Below are 26,078 nucleotides of genomic sequence, written 5' to 3'. Positions count from 1 at the left end.
CCCGGATTTCTGGTGAGAAGTCCGGGAACTTGGTTTTTCAATTCTCATAAATTAGGCAATTTGGGGAGTGTCAAAAGCTTGTGCAATTGCAGTTTGACACTCTGCAACTGTTGCACGTTCTCGCATAGAATTCACTAAGGCTTGATATGCCGACCAGTTTTCTTCCAAAAGCGTTTTGGCTTGGAGTGTACAAAAGCGCTGTTTCTGATCACCTAACGATTCAGAAAAACCTAATTTTGTCAATACCATTAAGAGCTTGCTTCTGTCATCAGCTCCTCCTTCTGAGTTTTCGTAAACTAATGTTTCAGCAGCAATACCAGCCATCCAAATGGTACAGTAACGGTCTAGCTTTTGAGCACTGATTGTACCCCGTTCTAGTTGGGATGCTAATTCGCCATCATCAAAACTCACACCACCTTGTCCTGGTTGTCTTTGTTTGAGTGCTTCCCAGGCACTTAGGGTATAGTTCATCACTGGAATTTCTAGTAGATAAGCAACTAGAAAATGTCCGGCTTCGTGATGAATGATGCGTTCTCTGTGTTCTGGAGAAAAACCAGCTATCCAATCTATAAGTAAACTACCACCCTTGCCTTGTAAACTAAATGAATCAAGAGTTGCTATTCCCAAAACGCTAAAGGTTAGTGTTGCCGGGATTACAGGTGATATGTGCAACAATGGTCCCAAGAGGCTAGACATCGTCATGATAAAGATAGATATTGCTATTAAGTTTAGAGATATTTTGCTCATATTAAAGACAGTCCAGCTTCATGTTTCTTAACTCTTTTTTAATTATGATATGAACTCAACAGAAAATACTACCTATAGGAATTCGGTTTGATTTGGTGAACAACTCGTCAGGGCGCTTAACAGGGAACGCTTAACGCTTAACAGGGAAAAAGCAATGAAGGTATACTGAGTTTTTTTCTAAAATCAAATAGGAGTCCTATATCATATGATATTGGGATCAATACTTATAAAAAACCAAGAACCTTACTAGTCTGCAGCACCCTCTGGGCGAGATCGCAGGGGATTGGGATCAGGTTACGCAGGAAATATAAGTAATTAAGCACAGTTGATATTAAAGGTTATTTATAAAGTTCTGTAAGACATAGAGCATATTTTCAATTTTGAATTGTTTATCATAGGGCTGGACGAATCTAGAATGTCCGGAGATACCATGCCAAAACGGATAATGATAGGATTAAAGAGTTGGTTCCAAAGAGATACCATCGTACGTAATCTAGAGATTTTTCAAGACTTTATTGTCATCTCTCTTTGTCTTGGTTTGTTCTGTGTGATGCTTTTACGATTGGGAGATATGTTCTTCTCTTTTTTGCATCCACTAGATTTACGGCAAGTTACATCTGATATTCTGTTTATTTTGATTCTGGTAGAATTATTTAGACTATTAATTGATTACTTACAAGACCAACGAATATCCGTAGTTGCAGCAGTAGAAATTACTATTGTTTCTGCTTTGCGAGAAGTTATTTTACGCGGTGTTCTCGAAATTCCTCGTGACCAAATCTTTGGAATCTCTTTATTTCTGATAGTCTTAGGCATAATTCTTGTGGTTTTACCTTGGATGTCTAACTTTTTTGAACACGTTAAAGTTGTTAACAACAACAAAATAGAAGATAAACCCACAAGCTAAAATCTGAAGAGGCAGTTTGCACACTTGGAAACTTTGAGGTTGTCTGAAATAAGCAATATAGCAGTCTCGTTTTAGCGGTTCAATAATTCTTACAACTCAAAAAGAAGTGCGATGGCTGCTTTACTCATTCAAACACGACTGTTTTATTACCATACACTAATACACGATTCTGTAAATGTAGACGCACTGCTCTTGCTAAAACAACTCGCTCCAAATCCTTTCCTTTTCTAATCAAATCCTCAACTTCATCACGGTGACTTACTCGTACCACATCTTGCTCAATAATTGGTCCTGCATCTAAATGATCAGTCACATAATGAGAGGTTGCACCGATAATTTTTACACCTCTTTCAAAAGCTTTGTGATAGGGATTTGCTCCAACAAAAGCTGGTAAAAATGAATGATGAATATTAATAATTTGTGGAAATTTGACGATAAATTCTCCACTAACAATTTGCATATATTTTGCTAAGACAACTAAATCTATTTTGTACTGCTGTAGTAATTCTAATTGCTTGGCTTCCTGTTCCTGTTTGTTTTCCTTGATGATGGGGATGTGGTGATAGTCGATATCAAACTGTTCTGCTACTACTTTTAAATCAGGATGATTACTGATAATGACAGGTATCTGTGCAGCAAATTCTTTTGCACGTTGTCGCCAAATTAAATCAAATAAACAATGATCTTGACGACTCACCCAAATCGCAATCCGCTGGACAGTATCAGAAAAGTGCAATTCCCATTTAGCTTGCAGTGGTTGAGCAATGGCATTGAATGCTGGTGCAATTAAGTCACGCGGCAAATTAAACCCATCTAACTGCCACTCAATACGAGTGAGAAATAACCCTGCTGTAAAGTCTGTATGCTGATCCGCCTGGATAATATTACCACCATTAGCATAGATGAAGTTGGCAATTTTTGCGACCAATCCTCTTTGATCGGGACAGGAAATAAGTAGTGTTGCGGTTGGACTTATCATGAACACATTCTAAAGACTAGCAAGTTCTTGGAAGCGGTCTTTTCAGTAGAATTACTCTTGAAAAAAGAATTTTATATACATTATTAATGTAAGAGAACTTTATAATTTGATAGCAGGTTTTATGGAAAGTGAATAACTTCTCTTTTTTGTTTTGTTTAGAATAGAGTTGAGTCCTACTTGAAAGTATACGTTATACGAAACAATAAAAAAAACATATACATGATATACCTTAACTAAGGTCTTGTTATAAACGTGAGGCAAGATCTCTACTGTACTTGGTTTTATTTAAAACTATATTATCATGACACCAATGCTTATTACTTACCTTGTAATTATAGTCTATTTAATCATGGCTTCCTGTTTTTTTAATCAATGGGTGGTATTTTTTTTAGCAGATGAAGACATGGATTCACAGCAGCGCTTCTATTCTACTATCGTTTTGGTTGTAGCTACTATCTTGTGGCCAATCATTGTTCCTTTAGCTTACTTGGAATTACTGAAGTTCCATAAAAAGCACAAAAATATCATCGATTTACTGATAAACGTATCTGAACCTGGCAGTTATGACGAGTGAAGTTTGTTGAAAACAAACTATACCATCACCTCAAATAAAAAAAGCTGTTATTGGCTGTTTGCTGGAGTTGGTTTATCAGTATTGGGAGTGGGTTTTTTTCCATTATCTATAGATGTCTCACTACTAGGAGTGGGTTTTTTTCCATCATCTGTAGATTTCTCAATACTGGGAGTGGGTTTTTTTCCATCATCTATGGGTTTAGCAGTATTGGGAGTGGGCTTTTTTCCATCATCTATGGGTTTAGCAGTATTGGGAGTGGGCTTTTTTCCATCATCTATAGGTTTCTCAGTATTGGGAGTGGGTTTTTTGCCATCATCTATAGGTTGTTTCCACTCTGATAGTTCTCGATTAACTGCATTTTCAAAATCCGTAGATACTAATAGCACATCATTATTGCCACCTGGTTTGTTCTGAGGATCAATTTGAGCATACAGGAAACGGCGGTTAAAGTCAGGCTTACCCAAAATTAACTGATGTGTTTTCTGATTTTTTAGTTTGATATCGATAGTTGTTTGAGGCTGATCTAAGCCGAATTCTGCAAGCTGGTTGGGTGAGATGGATACAATGCGATCGCTCTTTCCCTCCACTAGCAAATTCATCAAATAACCTACAATAGCACTACTTGCTGGAGCGACTTCAGGAGATTTCATCATCCACTTGGGTTCTTCAGACTTGTCAGTACGTTCCAGATTTAAAGTCTGATTTTGAGTTTTGAGTGTCAAAGACTGCACGTCATCCTCTTTGAAAGAGAAGATTTTTTGCTGCTGCTTGACTTCCTTTGGTTCAGGTGCATTCTTTATTTCATGGAAGTAGACAAAACCACCTAAACCAAGCGCTAGCAGTATCAGAATTAAAGTTGTTCGCTGTAATTTCATCTTCGTATCCACCAGAAAATAGCTGCCACCACTAGCCCGATCAGAGGTAAAATCACCAGAGATGATAACTCTAAAAGCAGGGCTTGTACTCCTGTTAGGTTGATGCGACGGTTTATTACTTCTTTTGGACTAATTGAAAGCGGTTGTTGATCCTGCTGACTTAGCCAAGTGACTGAGTTGAGAAACACGTCTCCATTGAGTTGCTTGTCGAACAAGCCATTGATGATAAAATCTGAATTTCCTAACACCACCATTCGTGACTCACCCGAGGTTGATGAGGGAGTCGGGCTGGCTGGAGTTGCAGTTGCTGTTGGTGTAGTCGTGGGAGTCGGGCTGGCTGGAGTCGCTGGGGTTGTGGGTTTGGCGCGCTGAGTCGGGCTGGCTGATGTTTGAGGTGTAGCAGCAGCTATCGGTTTGGCGCGCTGAGTCGGGCTGGCTGGAGTCGCTGCAGTTGTGGGTGTGGCGCGCTGAGTTGGGCTGGCTGGTGTTGCAGCAGTTGTGGGTGTGGCGCGCTGAGTCGGGCTGGCTTGGGTTTGAGGTGTTGCAGTTGGTGTCGGTGTGGGGGTAGAGTTAGATGTAGCTTCAGATTTTGCTGATAGTTTCCTTGTTAATGCTACGCCTAATGTTAGTGGACCTTTGCGATCGCTCTCAGGATTAAATTTCAAGTTCTCACTTTGCTGGTCACTTTCTGCCCAGCTATTAGGATAAGCTTTGGTGAGTAACAAGGGAGTCGCCTGAATACCAGGTACTGGATTTGTGTCAATCGGTCGTGCTAAGGGATAAAAAGAGATACCGTTGCCAAAATCTTTGGTAATCGGGTGTTTTCCATATTGAGTTACCAAAGGTGCTGCAGGACCAAGTCCAACACTTGCAGAAACATCAACTGCCAAACGGTTATCTAATTTTACACCCCACTGGGCAAGCAAGCTTTCGAGTTTGGGGTCTGTATCTGGATCAATCATCAGCATTACATTTCCACCTCGATTCAGGTAGTCCTGTAGTGCTTTGACTTCGTTCTCAAATAGCGATCGCTTCGGACCTGCAACGACTACAACATTAGCATCTTGAGGAATACTAGACTTTTCTACCAGATTCAAAGCTGAAGTGGTGTAACCTTTATCATTTAATGCTTTAACCGCTTGCGATATAACTCCTTCGCCTTTACCAGAAAGTTCGTGTTCGCCGTGACCTTGGAGGAGGTAAACTTTAGCAGAGCTTATACTGCTGATTTGTTGCAGACTATTTGTTAATTTTACTTCTGATAAACGTTGCTGCGGACCTACTACCTGAACTAATTGCCGTTTATCGCCAAATTCCAAGTAAACTTCTCCATAGTCTTTGACACCAAACTTACGTGCTAATCCTGGTCTTGCTTGTGGATCTATATACTCAAAACTAAACTTAGAGCTTTGCCGACGATAATTTTCTAGTAAGTCCCTGTCTACGGGGTCTTGATTAACGTCAAACAGCAATATTTTTGCTGGTACTTGTAAGTTGCGTACCAATTCCCGTGACTGGGGTGCAAGGGTAAACAACTTAGTTTCTGTCAAGTCAACTCGTGTATCGTAGCGAGTTCCTAAAAAATTAATCAATCCTAAAATCGCTAAAACTGCCAAAGTCGCAATCAAAGCATTAGTACTAGCTTGGGTAGAACGTTGTCCCAACCAGTTATTCTGCTTGTTTTGCCATATCAGCCACAATACAATGATGAGTGTTCCCAAAATTATCAATGTGAGTTGAATTGGTCCCCAATTCTGGGATACGAATCCAGATGTTAAGCCTGCAGCAAGGAGGAACGGACCAAACCAAAATAAAATTTTTAAAGGTTTCTTTTTAGCGAGAAGTTTCATTTTTTTTGTTGTGTAAGAGGGGAACTGTTCCCTCTTCCTCCCTATGAACGTTGAAAACGCAATGCATCAATTGATTGAGCCGTAAGAAAGATGCCGAGAAGAATGTAACTGGCAAATAAAATCAGGCTGCTCGTATCGAATATACCTTGTACTAAGGTGTTGTAATGTTTCAGCAATGATAGATGTCCTAGTGCGTCTCCCATAGAACCACCAATATTTTTGGCAATTAAATCAACGAACAAGAGTAATAACATTAATGCAAATGTGAAAACTGCAGACAGAATTGTACTATCTGTCAAAGAAGAAATGAACATTCCCAAAGATAAAATTGCTGCTGCTAGTAAGATGAGTCCTAAATGTCCTAGTAACGGTATGGCTGGTGGCATTGGTGGACTTGACGCACTCAAAGCAATGGTTTCTATTCCCATGATCGGCACTACCATTGTGATGAAAAATGTCAAAACTCCTAATAATTTACCAACAGCTACCGCCCAGTTTGTCAGTGGTGATGTGGCGAGAAGTTCTAAAGTGCCGCGCTTGCGTTCTTCGGCATAAAGTCCCATAGAAAGAATTGGCAACACAAACAACAATAGCCATCCCATTCGATCCAAAAATGCCCTGACAAGTTCGTAAGGAACATCTATTGGTGGAACAGGCACTCCAAATTGTTGTCCTTGTAAATCTAATGCAGTGACTGTTTGTAGAATGCCTTCTGGGCCCATCAAAATAAGCACGAAGAATAACCCAGATAGAAGCCAAAAGACACCAGCAATTGCATATGCCAAAGGTGATACAAAATAACTCTGTAACTCTCGGCGGTAAATGGCAATAATATTACCCAGTACGACACCCATTTAGGCTGCTTCTCCTTCTTTTGCCTCTGCGATTTCTGTCTCAGTCTCCAAAATTTTTTCTTCTGTAGTTAGTTGTAAAAATACATCTTCTAGAGTAGCGTTAACACGCCGCATTTCTAGTAAACCGAATCCTGTTCCGATCAATGCTGCTGCAATATCTTTTCCTGGTTCTGTTCCTGGTTGTGATATCACCCGCAGGTATGCTTGGTTTTCCTTTAAGGAGGTATGACTGTGCATTCCCACCGCAGAAATTGATTCGACAAAGTTTACCCCTGCTACATTTTGCAGGACTTGTTTGGCGAGAGCCGCTTCTCCTTCAATTTCTATTTCATATCCGGAACCTTTTGTCAATTGGTTCATGAGATTGTCGGGTGTATCTGTTGCGACAACCTTCCCACCGTTGATGATTGCGACACGGCTACAAGTCATGCTCACTTCTGGCAAAATGTGAGTAGAGATAATGATTGTGTGGCTTCCCGCAAGACTTTTAATTAAATTTCGCACCTCAATGATTTGCCGGGGGTCGAGTCCGACTGTGGGTTCATCTAAAATGATGGCTGGTGGATCGTGGACAATTGCTTGAGCAATGCCGACTCTCTGACGATATCCTTTGGAAAGTTTGCGAATAATGACGTGACGTTTTTCTTGTAAATTGCAGCGTTCGATTGCGGCTGTGATTTTGGTGGCGCGATCGCCCGCCGAAACTCCCTTAATCCGCGCCACAAAATACAAAAATCCCTCCACCGTCATCTCTGGATACAACGGCGGCGTCTCTGGTAAGTAACCAATCCGTTGCCGCACCAACAGAGAATTGTCATGGACATCAAAGCCAGCAATCCGCGCAGTTCCACTCGTCGCAGGCAAATAACCAGCCAAAATTCGCATGGTTGTGGTTTTGCCAGCACCATTTGGTCCCAAAAACCCCAAAATCTCCCCTGGTTCGACGTCGAAAGTAACATCAGTAATTGCTGAGGTAGAACCGTATGTTTTACTCAGATGTTCAACTGAAATCATCCGTTTTAGCTACGTGCAAATGGTAATTCATCAAACCATGATAAAACAACAAAACAGTTCTGAGCGTTGAGTACTGAGGAGCTACTGCATCTTTGGGTGTGGAGTCGGTCAAAAACTTGACAATTATAGGTGAGACATTTTATTTTTAGGGAGTGGGTTGAAATTTTATCGACACCACTCCTCCGATCCTTGAAAACCGCATAACTTCGTTGAGTGGTGTCGATTGCGCTTGTAGCAAGGTTTCCAGCTTACGAAATGAGAGTTTTATTGAGAAGAATCTTGCCCTTATTGACATTTAAAAAAGTGGTGTCGATTTGGGGGTCTCAAACTCTCTCCCAGTAAGGCTTCTACAAGTGAACTCTTTACAGAACCCTTTCCCTGCAAAGGGATGGAAACATTTTTAGATATCCAAGCCATAGCCTGGACTTTATCTTCTTTACAGAACCCTTTCCCTGCAAAGGGATGGAAACGTTTGAATATAACCCTTCTCCGTTATCTCCACTGTATTCTTTACAGAACCCTTTCCCTGCAAAGGGATGGAAACCAGCCATGAGCAACGACGTAAACGTGTTCACTAGAAAGACTTTACAGAACCCTTTCCCTGCAAAGGGATGGAAACTGTAGTAGCTAAGCCTACTCCTGGTATCATAACTGCTTTACAGAACCCTTTCCCTGCAAAGGGATGGAAACTTTAACTGTGAACGATTGAGCAGTCAAACCTAAAATTCTTTACAGAACCCTTTCCCTGCAAAGGGATGGAAACTTGCGGTGTTGTCGCCAGGGCCAACCTGGATTTCTCTTTACAGAACCCTTTCCCTGCAAAGGGATGGAAACGTTTTGAAAACAGAAGGAATTTTCACTTTTCAGCTTTACAGAACCCTTTCCCTGCAAAGGGATGGAAACTCGACGGTGTCCATTCCAAGTTTATCTTGAAGAATTCTTTACAGAACCCTTTCCCTGCAAAGGGATGGAAACTCTTTCCCTAGAAGATAGACGGCGCCCACTTGGTACCCCCAATCCTCCTTTACAGAACCCTTTCCCTGCAAAGGGATGGAAACGTAAGAGCACTCATTTCTTCGACAATCTGACGTGTGCTTTACAATGCTTATTCCCCGTCAGGGGATGAAAACGACTTATGCCGCTAATTCCATTGTTAAAACTCACCACTCAAACTGAGATCTTGCACTTGTGCCAACAACCGCCTAGGGTTTAAACCCGCCTGCTCATAGTAAAAGTCGTCTAAAGACGACTGCATAAGCTTTTGAGTCTACTTTAGTAGACTTGAACTGTGAGCCTGGGAATTGATTCCCAGGCGGACGAGGTTGCGTTCTTGAGAATGGTGCAAGATCTCAGCGTTTTTGATAACCTCTTCCCCCAACGGGGATCAAAACCTCAATAAACGTAAAAAAGTTACATAGGTGTGCTTGTGTAAACGCAGTTGTAGAGTTATTTATGATTGTGATGATTCAAAATTTGTTTATTAGTCACTAAATGGTCAACTCTACCGTCGTTGCCACACTTACAATTTATGTCAACCCTACAATTGGCAATGATGCCAATGCTGGGACACGGTTAAATCCTTATAAAACAATTACCCGTGCCCTGAAGGTAACCACAACACCCAAAGTCATTCAGCTTGCCTGTGGAACTTACAACACTGCGAGTGGTGAAATATTTCCACTCATCATTCCAGTGGGTGTGATGCTGATCGGTCATGAAGCAACCAAAGGTCAAGGAATTGTGATTTCCGGCAGTGGAAAGTATGAAAGCGAAAGTTTTGGGATACAAAATATTACGCTGGTATTACTAAATTATGCTCAATTGATGGGCGTCACTGTTGTAAATCCTACAAAAAAAGGGACTGGTGTATGGATTGAATCCACTTCCCCAATTTTGGCTAATAATACTTTTACCAAATGCGGTCGGGAAGCTGTGTTTGTCAGTGGTAGTGCCAAACCACTGATTCAGGAGAATGTATTTCTGGAAAATGGTGTCAGTGGGTTGGTTATGGCAGGTGATAGCAAAGGAGAAGTGTTAAACAATTTTTTCCAAAAAAATCTTTTGGGAATAGCTATCAGTGATTATGTTGAATGTAATGTTCTTAAAAACACCTTTATAGAGAATAGAAATGCGATCGCCCTTTCGCGAGATGCTCGTCCTATCCTGCGAAATAATCTGATCGAAAACAACATTCAAACTGGATTGTTGGTGAATGGGAATGCCGCTCCCGACCTGGGTAATCCTCAAAACCCCGGTGGTAATATTTTCCGTGATAACGGACAGTTTGATATCGAAAATGCAACCTCTGCCCACTTACTATCTGTTAGTAACAATTTAAACTATACCAAAGTTAAGGGAATCATAGAGTTTATTAATCCAACAGAGGATATTGTTCCAGTATCAGTTAACACAGATTTTTCTGACATGGCTGGGCATTGGGCAATGGCCTTTGTAGAAGCTTTACATAAAAATAATTTGATGAACGGCTTTCCTGATGGCACTTTTCGACCTGAAGCGCCTATCACTCGTGCTGAGTATGCCGATGTTATTGCTAGGAGCTTTCAGCTACCTTCCGGAAAAAAAATACGCAAATTTACAGATGTCAAACGAAGTTTTTGGGCATCGTCAGCTATTGAACGTGCTGCTAGTATGGAGTTTATCAGTGCATTTCCGGATGGGACGTTTCGACCAATGCAAAATTTAACAAGGATTCAAACAATAGTCTCTCTGGTGAATGGACTCAAACTAAGTGGGGGCAATCCAAATATTTTAGGTGTGTTTGGCGATAGCGCCCAAATTCCTAGTGCTGCCACAAAAGCGGTAGCGGTTGCGACTGAAAATTTATTGATAGTCAATTATCCTCAGATAAAACTATTAGAACCACTCAGGGACATCACCCGCGCTGAGGTGGCAGCTTGCATCTATCAGGCATTAGTGGCTAGTGGGAAGCAAAAGCCAATTTCTTCTCCCTATATTGTCAATCCTAACGTGGAGATTGCCTCCGACACGGAGGTTATGACACACTGGGCAGCAGGATTTATCCAAGCATTGCTCAAGATGGGTTTGACTCACGGTTTTGCCCATGAGACTTTTGAACCAGATAAACCAATCACTCGCGCCCAGTATGCGGCTTTAGTTGCGGTTTGCTTTAACCCAACTGCCAAACATCCTGCAACTGAGTTTACGGATGTGCCCAAGGATTTTTGGGCGTATAATGCCATCAAAATTGCTGCGCAGGCGGGCTTTGTTGGTGGATTTCGCGATCGCACCTTCCGCCCTGAGCAAAATGTTCTCCGATTACAAGTAATTGTCTCTTTGGTCAATGGACTTGGTCTCAAAGCCGCTGATAACAACAGCTTACTTGGCTTGAGCGATCATAACATAATTCCTAGCTATGCTCGTTCAGCAGTTGCTACTGCCACCCAAAACAAAATTGTTGTGAATTATCCCGATTCTAAACAATTCCACCCAAATCGAGAGGCGACACGAGGGGAAGTGGCTGCTATGGTTTATCAAGCATTAGTGGTGGTGAGGCAAACTCCCAGCATTAATTCACCCTATATCTTTTCCCATTCTTGATATCAAAAGTAAAATGAACACCACTTCCCCTCTATACTTGGAAGCACTGACCAAAAAAACTATAGATCATCAAAACAACATAGGCTGTATGGGATGGGAGCAAGATGTGTACCTGCCTGAAGCCGAGAGTCAGATGTTCACACCAAACCCGGACACATCTGCTGACTTGGCAATAGCCCTGCTAACTCATTATAGTTTCGACCTTGGTGGTTATAACGCCAGTGAGATAGTGGGTCTTTGGCAAAAGCAATACCCAGGCAACTGGCTACACATGGCAGTGATTGAAGCACTTTATCAAGGGCGCTACAAAGCTGTTTCAGTGCAGCAAATATTAGCGTGTTGGCAGCGACGTGGACAAGCGATTTTTCATTTTAACATGGAATTTGAGCGCTTGATTTGCAGCAAATTTCCACAAAGCCTAACGGCACTTCCCCCAATTTCCTCATCTTTTGTAGAAACAACAACAGCTGTTGAGGAAACTTCCCTAGAGGAATTTCACCCGCCAGCCCCCTCAACTGTGGACACTGGAACACCCAAATGGCTTCCCTTGAAGAAAGCGTCCCGAGACTTGCAGACATCAGAACACGGGGATACAGGAAAATCACCACCACACCCCATCTCACCCCAACAGCAGTCATCTCAACGCAGAGAACCGGATCAGGCGAAAACCTCCTCTATAGAAACCCCCAGATCCGCATCTGCTAACCAAAATGATCAAGATAACTTTCTTCCTGGGGCTACCAATAATCCCCCAATTGAGCAATTCACCCCGCAAACAAGCGCAGGTTCAGAGTCATTTACATCAAAACTCAAAGCAATTTCTAACGAAAAGCTGCAGCTTTCTGGAAAACTACTCCCGAGACGTTCACACAGTTTTATGTCACAAGAAATAGGATAGGAGATGATTATAGCTATTAGTAACACTCCCACGTATGTTTAAAATTATATAAAATTATATGAATCCTCCACGTATCCTCCAGCCTGGTACTAATGATACATTTAGCAAATATTTTGAATTACCATTAGCGCTAGCAGACATTCTCACAGAATTTGATTGTACTTATGAACTTGACATACTCACCGCCCTAAAGGGTCGGTGATTCTTGACGCTTCGTTGAGATGTGCTGGCAAGCCAGTCTTACCTTCTCTGTGCGTCCATTTAGAGTCGTGGCAATGCCCTATCCCGACTTTTACTATATTTTTAGCTGCGTTTTCATCTCTGTCTTGCTCAACTCCACAGTTTAGGCAAAGAATGGAACGCACTTTTAAATCAAGCTTGCCCCACTTAAAGCCACAATCAAAACAAATTTGACTAGTTGGTTCCCAGCGACTGATGACACGGAACGTTCTGCCCAGCTTCTCGGATTTTGCTTCGCAAAATGTCCGAAATTCACGCCAACCTTGCAAACTAATCACTCGTGCTAGTTTGCGGTTCTTAACCATTCCTGAGACATTCAAATCTTCCAAAACAATAGTTTCGTTTTCACTGACCACTTTGGTCGATAGCTTGTGCAAGAAATCTTTTCGGGTATCGGCTAACCGATTGTGCAACTTGGCTATTTGAATTCTGGTTTTGTTTCTACGTTTCGAGTCTTTTTGCTGGCGTGCTAGTTTGCGCTGTTTGCGACGTATTCTCTTGTCTAACTTTGAGTAATTGGGACTGGTAGCTTTTTCACCATTGCTCATCACTGCAAAAGTTTTTATCCCCAAATCAATACCAATGCTTTGGTTTTTAGCCTCGATATCGACTGATTGAACTTCTACTACGAAGCTAAGAAAATAACGATTAGCACAGTCCTTGATTACAGTGACTGAACTTGGCGCTGACGGCAAGTGTCTCGACCAAATTGGCTTAATGTTTCCAATTTTGGCTAGGTAAACCTCATCTCCTTTGATTGAAAAGCCACTGATTGTCAATCTTGCTGATTGCTGATTTGTACGTTTTTTGAATTTAGGACTGCCGACTTTCTTGAGGCAGCGCGTTGCGGGGGTTCCCCCCGTTGTAGCGACTGCCGTCCCTTTCCGTTTACCTTTGAGCGAATTAAAAAAGTTTTTGTAAGCGACCCCTAGATCTGCAACCGATTGTTGCAATGCTGTACTCGAAACATCTGCTAACCATCCACGGCGCTCCGTTTTCTTGGCTTGAGTAAGTACTAATTTTTGAAGGTCGTTGTTACTTGGCAGCTTTTCCGATTGTTTGCAAAGTGCCAGAGCGTCATTCCACACCACCCTTACACAACCAAACAACTGAGACAGGCTCACTCGTTGTTGGTCGGTTGGGTAGAAACGGAATTGGTATCTGGCTTTCATCTTCCTTCTTAATATGCTATATATTGCAGTATACCACTATCCAAAAAATACTGCCATGCCTTTCCGGAAAAATCATGAATATAGATGGAAACCAGAAAACGAGATTGCCTTGGACAAATCTCCTATATGTTTCAAAGGTCGAGTTGGGCAGAAAGAAGCGCTTAAAGATGTCCCCGACTGGCAAGACCAACTTAGAGATTACCTTGATGAACTAATTAATAAAAAGCCGTCCTAGAAGGACGGGGCTTTAGACCCATTAATTACGGTAAGCGATTAGATTTGCCAAGGGATGAGGGAAGTATTAAATGTATGGAGAGAGAAACTTCCTCCATCAACCCAGAAGCAAAATGTTCAACAGTTACCAGTAAACAGTGAACTGTTTACTGATAACTGATAACTGTTTACTGATAACTGATTCAATTCACCGGCTCAACCACAGCTTTCAAACCATTATTATTCAGTATTTTAATCATGCTATCTGCGTTATTGCGGGTGTTGAAGACACCAATTTGCATCACTCCCTTACCGCGCCAGACAGTGGGAAAAGCATTAGGAGCAAGGAATTTGACTAACTCTTGCTCTTTTTCATTTTGGACTTCCACCACAACTCGGTAACGTAAATTCATTTGACTTTCTCCCCTAGGCGATGGGGATGAACTGTCAACATACGCTGTTGTTGAAGATCTTTGAGGTACTGCCACTTTTCGCATATTACTAGTATTGCCCAAAGGGATATTGGTATTGGGAACGGGCAAAAGAGCTGCTTCACCGACAGGCGCAGCTTCTAGTCTTGGCAATCCAGACTCTCCTTGAGTCTGCACTCCTTGTACGGGTGCTAGTGCGACTTGGTTAGAGGAAGTTGCATTGACTTGTGGTAGTTGACGCCCAGATGGGGGAAGGGGAGAAGGCGCAGTCATCTGTGGTAAATTCCTCGCATCCCGACTTTCCTGTATCCCTGCATCAACAGTGTTACTTGCTGTTTGGGGTGCGGTGAATTCTACGCTTCCAGGAGAAATGCGTACGTAATTTGCTTGTCGTGATGTATTAGATGTATTTGCTAATGGTTGAATTCCTCTTGTTGGGGCACCTTGCCGGGGTGGTAGTGTCCTAGTTGGAGATTGTCCGCCATACCTTGTTAAGCTATTAGGAGTTGGCAAGCCAGAATTTTGAGCATAAAGCTGTTGTTGATTGGTTGCAGTTGCAGAAAGTGGAGAATTAGCAGGTGTTAATGGTTGTAGTTGATTGTTCAATCCTGCTGAAACATTGTTAGAAGATGTGGGCAGAGGAAGACGGGGTGAGGGACTCAGGTTTGCAGGAGAGTTCCCACGCGCCAATGTTGTCCCCATTCCTGCGTCTGCAACTGCTGTTGTTCCAGTCAAGTCTACCTTGCCATTGATGCGGTTGTTGGCAAGGTTGTTGCCAAAAACAGGAAAGATTTGCTTGGCGGCGCTGGCGTTAATGTCGTAACGAGCATTGTTGCGAAATTGATTACCACCTGGTTCAGAGGCGGTGCCTAAATTGGGCATAGCTTGAGAAATCGCTACCAACCCATCTTCTTTGCTACCTTGAATGAGATTGTTTCGTAGTATTGGGCGAGCATTGGCTTGTACTACAATGCCACTTCTGTTGTCTTGAATAGAATTACTAACTACGATTGGCTGAGCATTTTCGGTAATATTAACACCAAAGCCCGTTTGTTGAAACAAATTTTCCCGCACCTCGGCTTGGGAATTTCCAGAGAGGGTGATTCCATTCGCTCCATTTTGATAAAAGAAATTATTGCGAATGTTAGGGGTACTGTTACCAGTCACTGCAATTCCATCTTGGGTACTACCAGTAAAGGTATTTTCCACAATTACTGGATTACTGTATTCAATCCATAAACCGTAACCACGAGAGTTAGGATTGGTGATTGTTACGCCAGTCAACTTAGATTGGTTCGCGCCAACAATCGTGACGTTTTTACCACCAAAGGTGCGACTAAGGTAAGTATCTCCTCCTTTGATCACAATACCACGACCTTTACTGCCAGAGTCCCCTTGAATAGAAATGTTTGGTTTGAGTATCAAAGGAAAACTCTCTCCAGTTTCAGCAGTGTAAGTACCGCTTGACAGCATAATGACTGTATTGGGACCAGCAATTCGTAGCGCTTTGCTGATAGTTTTAAAAGGAGTACCTTCACTGCCATTGTTTACCTTGTCATCTCCAACACTTGGGTTGACAAAAAGGGTGTTAACCTGAGAGATTGTTTTGACATCCAGTTGTTTCCCATCTGTTGTTCTGGGTATTTGAGCAATGGCAACATCAAGGTTTGCGCCAAGCATTGCCATGTATGCCATTCCCATGCCAGTTGTGAAACACAAAACTAAGAAACGAAACACCGATAATATTATTTGATTGAGGAAAAAATATGGTTTGTCATCCTTGGCGACTCGCGTTCCTAGCAGGTTGTTTACGATATAAGATTTAGAAAAAACGTGGGGGTGAATCACTTTTACGGCACTCCTTCAACCAAAAAACTTTTGATACTTTTGTAGATGTCGTAGATCAAGTCGATAAAGTTACTCACATATTGACTACTTCGATCTTTTTGATACACATTTAAGTTAGTTAAGAATCAATAGAGATGCGGAGCACATTGCCAATATGAAAGAGGCTGACTGTTACGATAAGAGCACTAACGGGGTTGTTGTAATGGTCGAGCCATACAGCCAAACAGAGCAAATACAGCAAGTTGTTTACCGCATTTTAGATGCAAATTTAGATCGCGCTCGTGAAGGTTTGCGAATTATTGAGGAATGGTGTCGCTTTGGGTTGAACAACGCCCAATTGGCTGCCCAATGCAAAAAAGAGCGACAAGAAATAGCTCATTGGCATACTGCTGAACTGCGGGCGGCGCGAAATACGCCTGGAGATCCTGGAACTGACTTAACTCATCCTCAAGAAGAGCAACGTACGAGCATCAAATCTTTGTTGCAAGCTAACTTCTGCCGAGTGCAAGAAGCCCTGCGGGTGTTGGAAGAATACAGTAAGCTTTACAACCCAAACATGGGCAAAGCTTGTAAGCAAATGCGTTATCGCATTTATACCTTGGAAAGTACTTTGATGGGACGTCATCGACAGCAACTGCTGTTGCGATCGCGTCTTTATCTTGTCACCTCCCCTGGTGATAAGTTGCTGGAAACTGTCGAAGCTGCCCTTAAAGGAGGATTAACACTCGTACAGTATCGCGACAAAACAGCCGATGATACTGTGCGCTTACAACAAGCGAAAAAGCTGCGGCAACTATGCCACGATTACGGTGCTATTTTTCTTGTCAATGATCGCTTAGATTTAGCTCTAGCGGTAGATGCTGATGGGGTACATTTAGGACAACAAGATTTGCCTATTGCGATCGCCCGAGAATTACTCGGTCCTCACCGTTTGATAGGTAGGTCTACCACAAAAGCGGCAGAAATGCAAGCAGCGATCGCTGAAGGTGCAGATTATGTTGGCGTGGGACCGGTTTACGAAACTCCAACAAAAGAGGGGAAAGCAGCAGCTGGCTTAGAGTACGTCAGCTATGCGGCTAAAAATTGTTCAATACCTTGGTTTGCCATTGGGGGAATAGATCCAAATAACGTGAATGAGGTGATCGATGCAGGAGCAAACCGTGTCGCCGTGGTGCGTAGTCTGATGCAAGCCGAACAACCTACCTTAGTGACACAGTTTTTCCTCTCACAGCTGATAAGTCGCATGAAACCAGAACTTGGTATGTCTTATGTCTGATAATATTACACTACTTGTCAATGGGGAAACTCGTAGCAGTTTACCGCAAACACCTTTACCGGACTTACTTCAGCAACTGGGTTTTAATCCTCGCTTGGTAGCAGTAGAGTATAACGGCGAAATTTTACACCGTCAGTTTTGGTCAGACACAAAAGTACAAGAGGGCGATCGCTTGGAAATAGTTACCATAGTTGGTGGTGGTTAAGTTGACAAACACTCGTAGCGAGACTCAGGAATGTAAATTGAGCGGTGTAAGGTTTTGGATTGAACTAATTGTTTCCCTCTACGACCGAGTTGTTCACGCAGCTTTTGGTCTTGACACAACCGTTTGAAAGCATGAAAAACTTCATAACCGGAATTGGGATTCACTAGTATGCCATTTTCCTCGTGATGAACTGTATCCACTACACTCCCCAAGCCAGAAGCAATCACAGGTTTCCCAAAATAACCTGCTTCTAAACAGACGATACCTAAACCCCCAACTCTGGGGGTTTTATCATCTCCCTGAGTCAGCATTGCAAGTATGTCAGATGCTGCATAGTATGCGCTTAATTCTTGGTCAGGCACATATCCAGCAAAATGAACTCGCTTGTGCACCCGCAAACGACGGGCTAAATGTTTCAGTGCAGACTCATAAGGACCTTGTCCACACAGTATGTAGTGAACGTCCATCCCAAAAGTTAGTAGGAGTGTTAAATTCTCAATCACGCGATCAAAACCTTTACGCTTTAGCACCCGTCCGACTGAGAGAATCACAACTGCTTTTTCTGGAATGCTATATCCATTGCGCACCTTGACACGTAAATCATCCAGATTTTCTTGATAAGATGAAACACCAAATTTTTCTACTCTCACAGCAGGGTTGATCACATGAGTTGGTGTCGCAACATCGAAATGAATCCTGAGGTAATCTTGAGTATAGGAACTGTTACAAACAATCCCTTGCGCTCGTTTTAACGTGCATTCAAATAGAAAACGCAGTATGGGGTTAGTTGAGAATCCAAGAATATCCTTTCCGTGTAAGTAGATAAAAAACCGGATGGGTAGAAGATAACTTAACAGCAGAAGAGAAAGAAAATGGTAGCCATGACCCCACTCAATATAACGGTAATGATAGCGAAAATAAAGTTTTATGGCGAGCACAAATGAGCAAACACAATTGAGGAAAGGTTGCAGCATACTCTCCACAAAACTACTATGCCAGTATCGAGAAATCGGCCAGCGATAGATTGGAAACTTTTGCGCTTTATCAAATAGCTTATCTCCAGAACAACTAGCCGTCAAAACAATCACTCGTTCTGGGTCTTGTAAGCAACGATTATAGATATACTCTTCAATTCCACCTTCTTTTGGTTGGAAGCTACGAGATATGACTAGGATATCCGGGTCTGACATAGTTTTATCTCGGATTGTTGCTCTTATGCGTGAAATGTTTTCCATCAGATGATCACTAAACGTTAAAATCGCATAATTTTTTACATTAAGTTTGGCAACCTTTGTTCTTCATACTTTTAACTAAAGTGAAGAAATTCAGATGATTTTGTTCCAGGTTTATTTGACCTAACAAATACCTGGCATTTTTCTTGCATGGTAGAGCAGATAAATAGTTATTTATCATTATTCATTTAAAGAATCACTTTGAATGACTAATGATAAATGACTCTTACATCTAATTTGATTATGAACATTTTTTTATATTTATAAAGCTTAATTTGGCGAAAAGAATTCGCTAACTTTTTCTATATATTTCAAGTTTGTTGATGATGAATATTTTATTTGTATCATATATACTGTTTTTTGTATATACGAATTGATAAATTTTTTAAATAGAAGTGAAAGTAAATATGAAGATGAAATAAGTTCTACACCTGCTAAGTACGTAATATGGAAATATGTAAATGTTTTGATCTTCTGCGTATCCTCTATGCCTGCGGCACGGCTTGTTCATGCTTTTGTCTTACGTAATGAGATTTTACGTTTGATACTTTTTTACATTACTTTTTGATACAGCGATATTTTTAGTTTATCCTAATTTATACTGATAATTAAAAGACGTCAAATCGCTCCTATTAAGACTTTGAAATCTAGCTACTTTTAGTATAATATCTGAAGAGCACCCAAGATGTTATGCCAAAATGCCAAAAGCTATTTTGGTTAATTATGTTTTTCAAAAAATAAAATTATTTATACTCTTTACTCTCAAGACAAGTATAGTGAGAAAATATACAAAGTATTTGGTTGATTTGCAAATTTTCAATAATTATGAAAAAGCTATGAAAATTATTTTTTAAAATGAAAAAAAAGTAAAAACAAAAACTTGTGCACAGAGCAATTCTGGTACAACAGAGAAGGAACTGGCTTTGTGAATATTGAATTTAGAAGCTTCAATAACTTGTCAGGTACGGTTATCTACTCCAGAAATCCGCCCAAAGCATGCTGCCCGTGCAATACGGTAGACGGTAAATTGGAAATGTAGTCTGTACTGGCATAAAGAGTGCCAACGACTGTTTAAGGCTACGGGCTGGCGTTATTGAACAAGTACAAAACTCCAACCAGCATAGGGAGAAAAGATAACCAATACTGTTTTTCAAGCCACTGTGTCGTCATGCGTAAAAAACTACAACAAGCTACTAAACCCCTTTTAAAATCTCTGCTCCTCTTATGCCTTGTTATTACATTGGCATTTAGTCACACCGATGGAGCGCTAGCCGCCAGTGGGGGTAGAATCGGCGGTGGTTCCTTCAGAATGCCCTCATCAAGCCGTCCCTACTCCTCTCCTCGCACCTACGCACCAGGTGGAGGTTATGGTGGGGGTTACTATGCTCCCTATCCTGGCGGTGGTTTTGGCTTTCCCTTCCTGCTTCCGTTTTGGGGTATTGGGGGAGGATTTGGCGGTTTATTTAGCATTTTGATTTTTATTGCGATCGCTAACTTTTTGGTGCGAAGCTTCCGTCGCGTTGCTTCTGGTGACAGTGAAGCAGGTTACAATAGCGAAGTCAGCTACAACAGCAACCCTTCTGTTTCCGTAACTCGTTTACAAGTTGGCTTGTTAGGTAGCGCCCGTAATTTGCAAACCGAACTCAACCACATTGCAGAAACTGCTGATACGAACTCCCCAGAAGGTAGAGCAGAAATTCTGCAAGAAGCCAGCCTAGCTTTGCTACGCCATCCGGAATATTGGGTTTACGCTGGTGGTGGTAGCGAACAAGCGCGTTTAAACGCAGCTGAAGCTCAATTCAACCGTTTCTCATTGGCAGAACGCAGCAAATTCACAGGAGAAACTCTTTCTAATGTGAACAACCAGCTCAAAGCAACTGCTCCCAAAGATGCTTTACCTGGTGGTGGTGAACTCGACAACCCAACCCGTCTGATCACTGAAGGACCTGGAGAATATATTATCGTCACTTTACTAGCTGCAACCTTGGGTAAACTCCAGCTAGGGGACATTAACAGCGCTGACGATTTGCGTCAAGCTCTACGTCAATTTGGTAGTATTCCTGGAGAGCAACTGCTTGCGATCGAAGTTCTTTGGACTCCACAAGCTGAAGGTGACACCCTCACCTCTGATGATGTCCTCGCGGAGTATCCAGATTTGAAATTAGTTTAAGGCGTTGTGTAGTAAAAGAATAACTTTTCTGGGGTGGGTATCTTACCTGCCCTTATTTTTTCATACTATAGCAGGGAACGCTTAACAGGGAACAGGGAAACCACCCAAACAAATCTAAACAGACCAACTTGACACCACTCGAAAGCCACATATCCTCAATCCGCCATCCGGTTCGTTCCAGCTACGACTGGCGCTACGGCAAAGCGCAGAACTAAAACTCCAAGAACCACCGCGAAGCACGCGACGATTATCGTCGCCACCAACTTCCCAAACAGATCCATCTGTGGGTGCGCCATCATAATTTTTGTGCCAAGGATCAGCACACCACTCCCAAACTAACCCATGCATATCGTATAAGCCAAAGGCGTTTGCCACCTGAAAACTACCTACAGGTGTTGTTTCTTTTCGGTTTTTGGGTTTTTGTTCCCAAGTCTGAGTCTCCTGACTACAGTTTGCGAATTCAGTCGTAATTGTTTCGCCAAAATGGAAGGATGTCGTTGTTCGGGCACGACAAGCATACTCCCATTCGGCTTCACTGGGTAAGCGATATTGTCGTCCAGTTTTTGCACATAGCCTGGTACAGAATTCTATTGCTTCGTGCCAAGAAACGTTTTCAACTGGTCGATTTGCACCTTTAAATTTTGATGGATAAGGATTTAAAGATTGTTTGACTTTAGGTAAAGCTGCGACTGCTTTCCATTGTGCTTGGGTGACGGGAAACTTGCCCATAAAAAAAGGTTTGATATTCACCTGGTGTTGTGGACGTTCGTCCCCATCCCCCTCATTGTCTTTTGAACCCATCATAAAAGTATCGCCAGGAATTCCTACCATTTCCAACGTCACTTCGCTCCCCAAGTTTTCTGCATAAAACTTTCCATTTCGACACTCACGGCTGATTTCATCACCTTGTGCGTCTACTGTCACCACATCAAAATTAAAGGTTTGTAAGGAGTCGAGTTCTGAAGAAGCTTTTATTTCAGAAATTGGCGTTGTGACTTTGTGTTTTTCAAATGGTAACGATTTTGCTTGAGGAATTGCCACAATTGGTTGTGCAAAAAATTTTGTTGCATTCAATTCTTGCAAAACTTCTGTTGCTGATTGATATCTATCTTTTGCCAAATGTTTCAGCAACTTATCCAGAATTGCCCTCAAGTCATTGCCAATAGTAACCCCTTTTTCCTGTAAATACTCTCGCCATAACCATTCACCATTCATGGGGTTGTAAAGAGTATCTTGAATCTGTCCCCCATCGGGATTTTGTATGGGCAAACATTGAGTCATAAGACGCGCACAAGTGACTCCTAAAGCGTATAAATCGCTCGCCTGACAAGCAAATCCAGCCATTTGCTCGCTAGGTGCATAACCGATTGTATATAGTACTGTAGCTTGTCTTGATAAACTGGTTTGCGTCACCTGCTTCGCACCACCAAAGTCAATTAAAACGAGTTTGCCATCAGTTTGGCGGCGAATAATATTTTCTGGTTTAATATCCCGATGAATAACGTTACGCTCGTGAATGAATTGGAGAACAGGTAATAAATCTTTTAAAAGATCTCGGATTTTTTCTTCACTAAAAGGTTGTTGCTGGAGTTCTTGTAATAGAGTTTGCCCTTGAATAAATTCTTGCACCAGATAAAGACTAGAACCTTGTTCAAAGTAAGCAAGTAATCTGGGAATTTGCCAGTGATTTTCTCCCAGTTCATAAAGTCGCTTCGCTTCTTCCTTAAACAATTGTGCAGCTTTTGTACGTTCTGAAGTCCCCTGAATTTGTGGGAAGAACTGTTTGATGACGCATGGAGCATCTAGTCTATCAACGTCTTCGGTTGCATATGTTCTGCTAAACCCACCCTCGCCTAACAATTCCAACACACGGTAGCGGTTTCTAAGGAAGTAGCCAAAGTTATTTTGTCCACAACTGGTGCAAAATCTATTGCTGTCAGAGTTGAAGGGATTGGAGCAACTGGGATTTTGACAAATTTGCATAGTGAGCCATGTATCGCATCTTGTCCAAAGTTGGCTCTAACTTGAGCTGTTCAAATACAGAAATGTATCTTTACACAAACATTTCTGACTGTCTGCTCACACCCACAACACCAAGCACACAGATAAAAAAGTTCTGCGCATCTGCCTATGTAGGGTGAAAAGTTTCTAAGTTAGAAGTTTATAAATATAAGTATGTATGCACGCAAGGATTCCGATCATATAAAATAATATTATGATAACAGTCCTAATATTGTCAAGTCGTTTGGAAAATAGATCAAGATCATGATCAATGACTAATAGACGAATGACTAATGACTATTCTTTCTTTGTCCTGACGCACGAATTAACTCAGCTATAAGAGCGACAATCCCAGAGACTAAAATCAAGATAACACTCAGAGCATTAATATCTGGTTTAACTCCTGTTCTGATGCGGCTAAAAATTTCCATAGGTAGAGTGTTGGAACCACTACCAGCAGTGAAACTGGCAATGAGAAAGTCGTCTAAGCTGAGGACAAAGGCTAGTAAACAACCAGCGACAACACCAGGTATTAACTGAGGTAACAAGACTTTGATAAAGGCTTGCACTGGTGTTGCTCCGAGATCCAGTGCTGCTTCTTCTAAATGGGGATCTAAATGAGTGAGTTGAGAAGATACAACAAGACAAACATAGGCAAGACAAAAGACGACATGAGCACAAACGATTGTCCAGATGCTTAAGGGAATGGCAAAGGCTGCTAGAAAAACTAGGGTAGCTACTGCGATCGCAATATCAGGAATAATCAATGGTAAGTAAGAAACACCGCGATACAAACTCTTACCCAAGAACTGATAACGCGCCAACCCCACTGCCATCAACGTTCCTAGTATTGCAGCAATCCCTACTGCACAAAAGGCTACTATCAAACTGTTTTCTAAAGCCGATAAAATCCGCTGATCGCTAAACAACTTGCCATACCATTCCAAAGTCAACCCTTGCCAACGTGCACTGTAGGGCGACTGGTTGAAACTATAAAACGCCAGTACCACTATAGGTAGGTACATGAAAACAAACATGAGCATTGAGAAAACCGCTTGCCATGTCAAGACACGCGGTTTCTGACGAGATACATTTATCTTCATGTTTTGTTCTTTTTATTTCGCACCATCATATCATTTGTTGAGACTATGACACTGCGCAGTAGACCTCTCCAAAAATGATTTTTAGTGCAAGCGCGGGGTATTGGTTTCATAGCCATTTTTGGAGAGGTCTAGTCATGATTTGGCACCGTAGCCACTGGAAAAATCCTGTAGGCAAATGCTGTTGCTAGCTTTATCACAGGTGTGTCGCTTCAAAAACTGCTGAATCATTGAATCCTAGACTTCTACGACGACATAAGAGGCGATCGCGAAAAGTTAAGTTACTGGTAATTTTTCGTACAAATGATTGTCGGCGAAACGACAAGGTAATAAAAGTTCTGAGTTGCAAGCCATGATATTACAGTCATTTTTGTTACTAACTTACGATTCTCTTCAGCATTTCATCTTTGTACTGCTTTTAGTATCATTACATACTCAGTAAAAAACTGCACTGACTTGATGCTAGCGTTAGCACACAGAAAAAAATTTTATAAGTGTAATATAACGGACAAAGTAAAAGTAAAATTTTTAACTAATAAAAAGACTATTTATACTTACTTACGTTAGTACAAATGTTCATGTTGTTTCCGTCAACTTAAGTATTTCATCTTTTCAAGCAGTATTTTTTAATGCTATATTTTCAGTATCGGAAACAAAGACATCGGTTTCCAGATAACTCAACTAAGTTCAAGGAAAAAAGTCATGAATCCACTTTTCACTGAAATTGCAGCATCTCAAGCAACCAGCGTTGTCGGCGGTTACGCTAAAAGCACAGATTCTACCAGCTACAGCAACCAAGCTACCCTAGGAGGTACTGTTGCGGCTAGCACAGAAGTGCCCACCGGCACCTACTCTACTGCTCTCAATGGAAGCGTAGAAGCAAATGACCAGAACACTACCTCGTCATTAAATATTAGCGCAGTAATTAGCTACTAAATTATAACGAAGCGCTAGCTCAGTTCTTAAAAGAGTGACAAGTTTAGTAGTGTTGCATTGCCAATGCAAGTTCCTATCGTTGCTCGGGGCTATACAGCAACGATAGGAGCAGAGAAATCAACACAAAAGGTGTGGGCAAGAATGGTTTGCATGCAATGCTTGTGCATCATCTTACCACACCCTAACTCCCGTTCACTCAAATCAATTCAATTAACACTAATTAGTTCAAGGAAAAAAGTCATGAATCCACTTTTCACTGAAATTGCAGCATCTCAAGCAACCAGCGTTGTCGGCGGTTACGCTAAAAGCACAGATTCCACCAGCTACAGCAACCAAGCTACCCTTGGAGGTACTGTTGCAGCTAGCACAGAAGTGGACAACGGTACCTACTCTACTGATATCAATGGAACCGTAGAAGCAGATGACCAGAAGACTACCTCGTCATTAAATATTAGCGCAGTAATTAGCTACTAAATTATAACGAAGCGCTAGCTCAGTTCTTAAAACAGTCACAAGTTTAGTAGTGTTGCATTGGCTCACATGTTCCTATCGTTGCTGGGGGCTATACAGCAACGATAGGAGCAGAGAAATCAACACAAAAGGTATGGGCAAGAATGGTTTGCATCCAATGCTAGTGCATAATCTTACCACACCCAATCTCGATATCAGTCAAATCAATTCAATTCACAATAATTAGTTCAAGGAAAAAAGTCATGAATCCACTTTTCACTGAAATTGCAGCATCTCAAGCAACCAGCGTTGTCGGCGGTTACGCTAAGAGCACAGATTCCACCACTTACAGCAACCAAGCTACCCTAGCAGCTACTGCTACAGCTAGCACTGAGCAGGCCGACGGCACCTACTCTACTGACGTCAATGGAAGCGTAGAAGCAAATGACCAGAAGGCTACTTCGTCATTAAATATTACCGCAGTAATTAGCTACTAAATTATAACGAAGCGCTAGCTCAGTTCTTAA

The 26,078-nt window shown here is 41.8% G+C and carries 22 protein-coding genes, 1 pseudogene and 1 CRISPR repeat array; of the genes and pseudogenes, 12 read left to right on the top strand and 11 right to left on the bottom strand.

Annotation, left to right across the window (positions count from 1 at the left end; genetic code table 11):
* Nucleotides 1–51: 51 nt before the first annotated feature.
* The gene (locus DP114_RS20415; RefSeq protein ID WP_169265492.1) at nucleotides 52–747 is read right to left on the bottom strand and encodes an ATP-dependent Zn protease; all 696 of its coding nucleotides are present in this window, start codon (nucleotides 745–747) and stop codon (nucleotides 52–54) included.
* A gap of 430 nt (nucleotides 748–1,177) precedes the next feature.
* On the opposite strand from DP114_RS20415, the gene DP114_RS20410 reads away from it, so the two are divergent.
* Nucleotides 1,178–1,654: a phosphate-starvation-inducible PsiE family protein gene (locus tag DP114_RS20410; RefSeq protein ID WP_172195253.1), complete on the top strand. Its 477-nt coding sequence runs from the start codon at nucleotides 1,178–1,180 to the stop codon at nucleotides 1,652–1,654.
* Between the two features lie 124 nt (nucleotides 1,655–1,778).
* On the opposite strand, the gene purU is transcribed toward DP114_RS20410, so the two are convergent.
* Entirely contained in the window at nucleotides 1,779–2,633 is an 855-nt protein-coding gene (gene purU, locus DP114_RS20405) for a formyltetrahydrofolate deformylase (RefSeq protein WP_169265490.1), read from the bottom strand.
* 349 nt (nucleotides 2,634–2,982) lie between these two features.
* Between purU and DP114_RS20400 the strand changes: the two genes are divergently transcribed.
* The gene (locus tag DP114_RS20400; RefSeq protein WP_246162603.1) at nucleotides 2,983–3,207 is read left to right on the top strand and encodes a hypothetical protein; all 225 of its coding nucleotides are present in this window, start codon (nucleotides 2,983–2,985) and stop codon (nucleotides 3,205–3,207) included.
* A gap of 278 nt (nucleotides 3,208–3,485) precedes the next feature.
* On the opposite strand, the pseudogene DP114_RS20395 reads toward DP114_RS20400, so the two are convergent.
* From DP114_RS20395 to DP114_RS20380, 4 genes and pseudogenes are all read right to left on the bottom strand, one after another.
* Nucleotides 3,486–4,082 (bottom strand): annotated as a pseudogene (locus DP114_RS20395) (DUF4340 domain-containing protein); the annotation flags it as partial.
* On the bottom strand, nucleotides 4,079–5,932 hold the full coding sequence (locus DP114_RS20390) for a GldG family protein (protein ID WP_171976982.1): 1,854 nt from the start codon (nucleotides 5,930–5,932) through the stop codon (nucleotides 4,079–4,081). The gene DP114_RS20390 and the pseudogene DP114_RS20395, both read right to left, overlap by 4 nt.
* A gap of 41 nt (nucleotides 5,933–5,973) precedes the next feature.
* Complete coding sequence (locus tag DP114_RS20385; RefSeq protein WP_171976981.1) at nucleotides 5,974–6,786, bottom strand: ABC transporter permease; 813 nt, start codon at nucleotides 6,784–6,786, stop codon at nucleotides 5,974–5,976.
* A complete protein-coding gene (locus DP114_RS20380; protein ID WP_171976980.1) occupies nucleotides 6,787–7,800 on the bottom strand; it encodes an ABC transporter ATP-binding protein in 1,014 nt (337 codons plus the stop codon). It abuts the gene before it with no gap.
* 360 nt (nucleotides 7,801–8,160) lie between these two features.
* Nucleotides 8,161–8,858: a CRISPR direct-repeat array (repeat unit 36 nt; unit sequence CTTTACAGAACCCTTTCCCTGCAAAGGGATGGAAAC).
* A gap of 433 nt (nucleotides 8,859–9,291) precedes the next feature.
* Here DP114_RS20380 and DP114_RS20375 point away from each other — a divergent pair.
* The 3 genes from DP114_RS20375 to DP114_RS20365 all read left to right on the top strand — a co-directional run bounded on the left by DP114_RS20375 (nucleotide 9,292) and on the right by DP114_RS20365 (nucleotide 12,479).
* The gene (locus tag DP114_RS20375; RefSeq protein WP_171976979.1) at nucleotides 9,292–11,379 is read left to right on the top strand and encodes an S-layer homology domain-containing protein; all 2,088 of its coding nucleotides are present in this window, start codon (nucleotides 9,292–9,294) and stop codon (nucleotides 11,377–11,379) included.
* Between the two features lie 133 nt (nucleotides 11,380–11,512).
* Entirely contained in the window at nucleotides 11,513–12,277 is a 765-nt protein-coding gene (locus DP114_RS20370; RefSeq protein WP_407650777.1) for a hypothetical protein, read from the top strand.
* 58 nt (nucleotides 12,278–12,335) lie between these two features.
* Nucleotides 12,336–12,479: a hypothetical protein gene (locus DP114_RS20365; protein WP_169265483.1), complete on the top strand. Its 144-nt coding sequence runs from the start codon at nucleotides 12,336–12,338 to the stop codon at nucleotides 12,477–12,479.
* On the opposite strand, the gene DP114_RS20360 is transcribed toward DP114_RS20365, so the two are convergent.
* Nucleotides 12,457–13,689 (bottom strand): RNA-guided endonuclease InsQ/TnpB family protein, encoded by a 1,233-nt coding sequence (locus DP114_RS20360; protein WP_169265482.1) that lies wholly within the window; start codon nucleotides 13,687–13,689, stop codon nucleotides 12,457–12,459. The two genes, DP114_RS20365 and DP114_RS20360, sit on opposite strands and share 23 nt — an antisense overlap.
* Nucleotides 13,690–13,744: 55 nt before the next feature.
* Here DP114_RS20360 and DP114_RS20355 point away from each other — a divergent pair, with 55 nt between their 5' ends.
* Nucleotides 13,745–13,924 carry a hypothetical protein gene (locus DP114_RS20355; protein ID WP_169265481.1) on the top strand — a complete coding sequence of 60 codons (180 nt, stop codon included), beginning with the start codon at nucleotides 13,745–13,747 and terminating at the stop codon, nucleotides 13,922–13,924.
* Between the two features lie 181 nt (nucleotides 13,925–14,105).
* On the opposite strand, the gene DP114_RS20350 is transcribed toward DP114_RS20355, so the two are convergent.
* On the bottom strand, nucleotides 14,106–16,181 hold the full coding sequence (locus DP114_RS20350; RefSeq protein ID WP_246162602.1) for a DUF1565 domain-containing protein: 2,076 nt from the start codon (nucleotides 16,179–16,181) through the stop codon (nucleotides 14,106–14,108).
* Between the two features lie 154 nt (nucleotides 16,182–16,335).
* Between DP114_RS20350 and DP114_RS20345 the strand changes: the two genes are divergently transcribed.
* Entirely contained in the window at nucleotides 16,336–17,457 is a 1,122-nt protein-coding gene (locus tag DP114_RS20345) for a thiamine phosphate synthase (RefSeq protein ID WP_171976978.1), read from the top strand.
* Nucleotides 17,450–17,662 carry a sulfur carrier protein ThiS gene (gene thiS / locus DP114_RS20340; RefSeq protein WP_169265479.1) on the top strand — a complete coding sequence of 71 codons (213 nt, stop codon included), beginning with the start codon at nucleotides 17,450–17,452 and terminating at the stop codon, nucleotides 17,660–17,662. Before DP114_RS20345 ends, thiS begins: the two co-directional genes overlap by 8 nt.
* Here thiS and DP114_RS20335 read toward each other — a convergent pair.
* A complete protein-coding gene (locus DP114_RS20335) occupies nucleotides 17,659–18,897 on the bottom strand; it encodes a glycosyltransferase family 4 protein (protein WP_171976977.1) in 1,239 nt (412 codons plus the stop codon). The genes thiS and DP114_RS20335 overlap by 4 nt on opposite strands.
* Nucleotides 18,898–20,062: 1,165 nt before the next feature.
* On the opposite strand from DP114_RS20335, the gene DP114_RS20330 reads away from it, so the two are divergent.
* Nucleotides 20,063–21,064: a DUF1517 domain-containing protein gene (locus DP114_RS20330; protein ID WP_171976976.1), complete on the top strand. Its 1,002-nt coding sequence runs from the start codon at nucleotides 20,063–20,065 to the stop codon at nucleotides 21,062–21,064.
* A gap of 114 nt (nucleotides 21,065–21,178) precedes the next feature.
* Here the strand turns inward: DP114_RS20330 and DP114_RS20325 are convergent, their stop codons facing one another.
* Nucleotides 21,179–23,047, bottom strand: a complete 1,869-nt coding sequence (locus DP114_RS20325; RefSeq protein WP_169265477.1) for a bifunctional serine/threonine-protein kinase/formylglycine-generating enzyme family protein — start codon at nucleotides 23,045–23,047, stop codon at nucleotides 21,179–21,181.
* Between the two features lie 308 nt (nucleotides 23,048–23,355).
* Nucleotides 23,356–24,168 carry an ABC transporter permease gene (locus tag DP114_RS20320; RefSeq protein ID WP_169265476.1) on the bottom strand — a complete coding sequence of 271 codons (813 nt, stop codon included), beginning with the start codon at nucleotides 24,166–24,168 and terminating at the stop codon, nucleotides 23,356–23,358.
* Nucleotides 24,169–24,867: 699 nt separating this feature from the next.
* Here DP114_RS20320 and DP114_RS20315 point away from each other — a divergent pair.
* The 3 genes from DP114_RS20315 (at nucleotide 24,868) to DP114_RS20305 (ending at nucleotide 26,048) form a co-directional block, all read left to right on the top strand.
* Nucleotides 24,868–25,101, top strand: a complete 234-nt coding sequence (locus tag DP114_RS20315) for a hypothetical protein (protein ID WP_171976975.1) — start codon at nucleotides 24,868–24,870, stop codon at nucleotides 25,099–25,101.
* Between the two features lie 240 nt (nucleotides 25,102–25,341).
* A complete protein-coding gene (locus tag DP114_RS20310) occupies nucleotides 25,342–25,575 on the top strand; it encodes a hypothetical protein (RefSeq protein WP_169265475.1) in 234 nt (77 codons plus the stop codon).
* Between the two features lie 239 nt (nucleotides 25,576–25,814).
* Entirely contained in the window at nucleotides 25,815–26,048 is a 234-nt protein-coding gene (locus DP114_RS20305; protein WP_171976973.1) for a hypothetical protein, read from the top strand.
* The last annotated feature ends 30 nt before the right edge of the window (nucleotides 26,049–26,078 follow it).

It is taken from the genome of Brasilonema sennae CENA114, assembly GCF_006968745.1.
GTDB classification, from domain to species: domain Bacteria; phylum Cyanobacteriota; class Cyanobacteriia; order Cyanobacteriales; family Nostocaceae; genus Brasilonema; species Brasilonema sennae.
The sequence above is the reverse complement of the archived record's forward strand: the minus strand, read 5'-3'. Positions and strand labels throughout refer to the sequence as shown.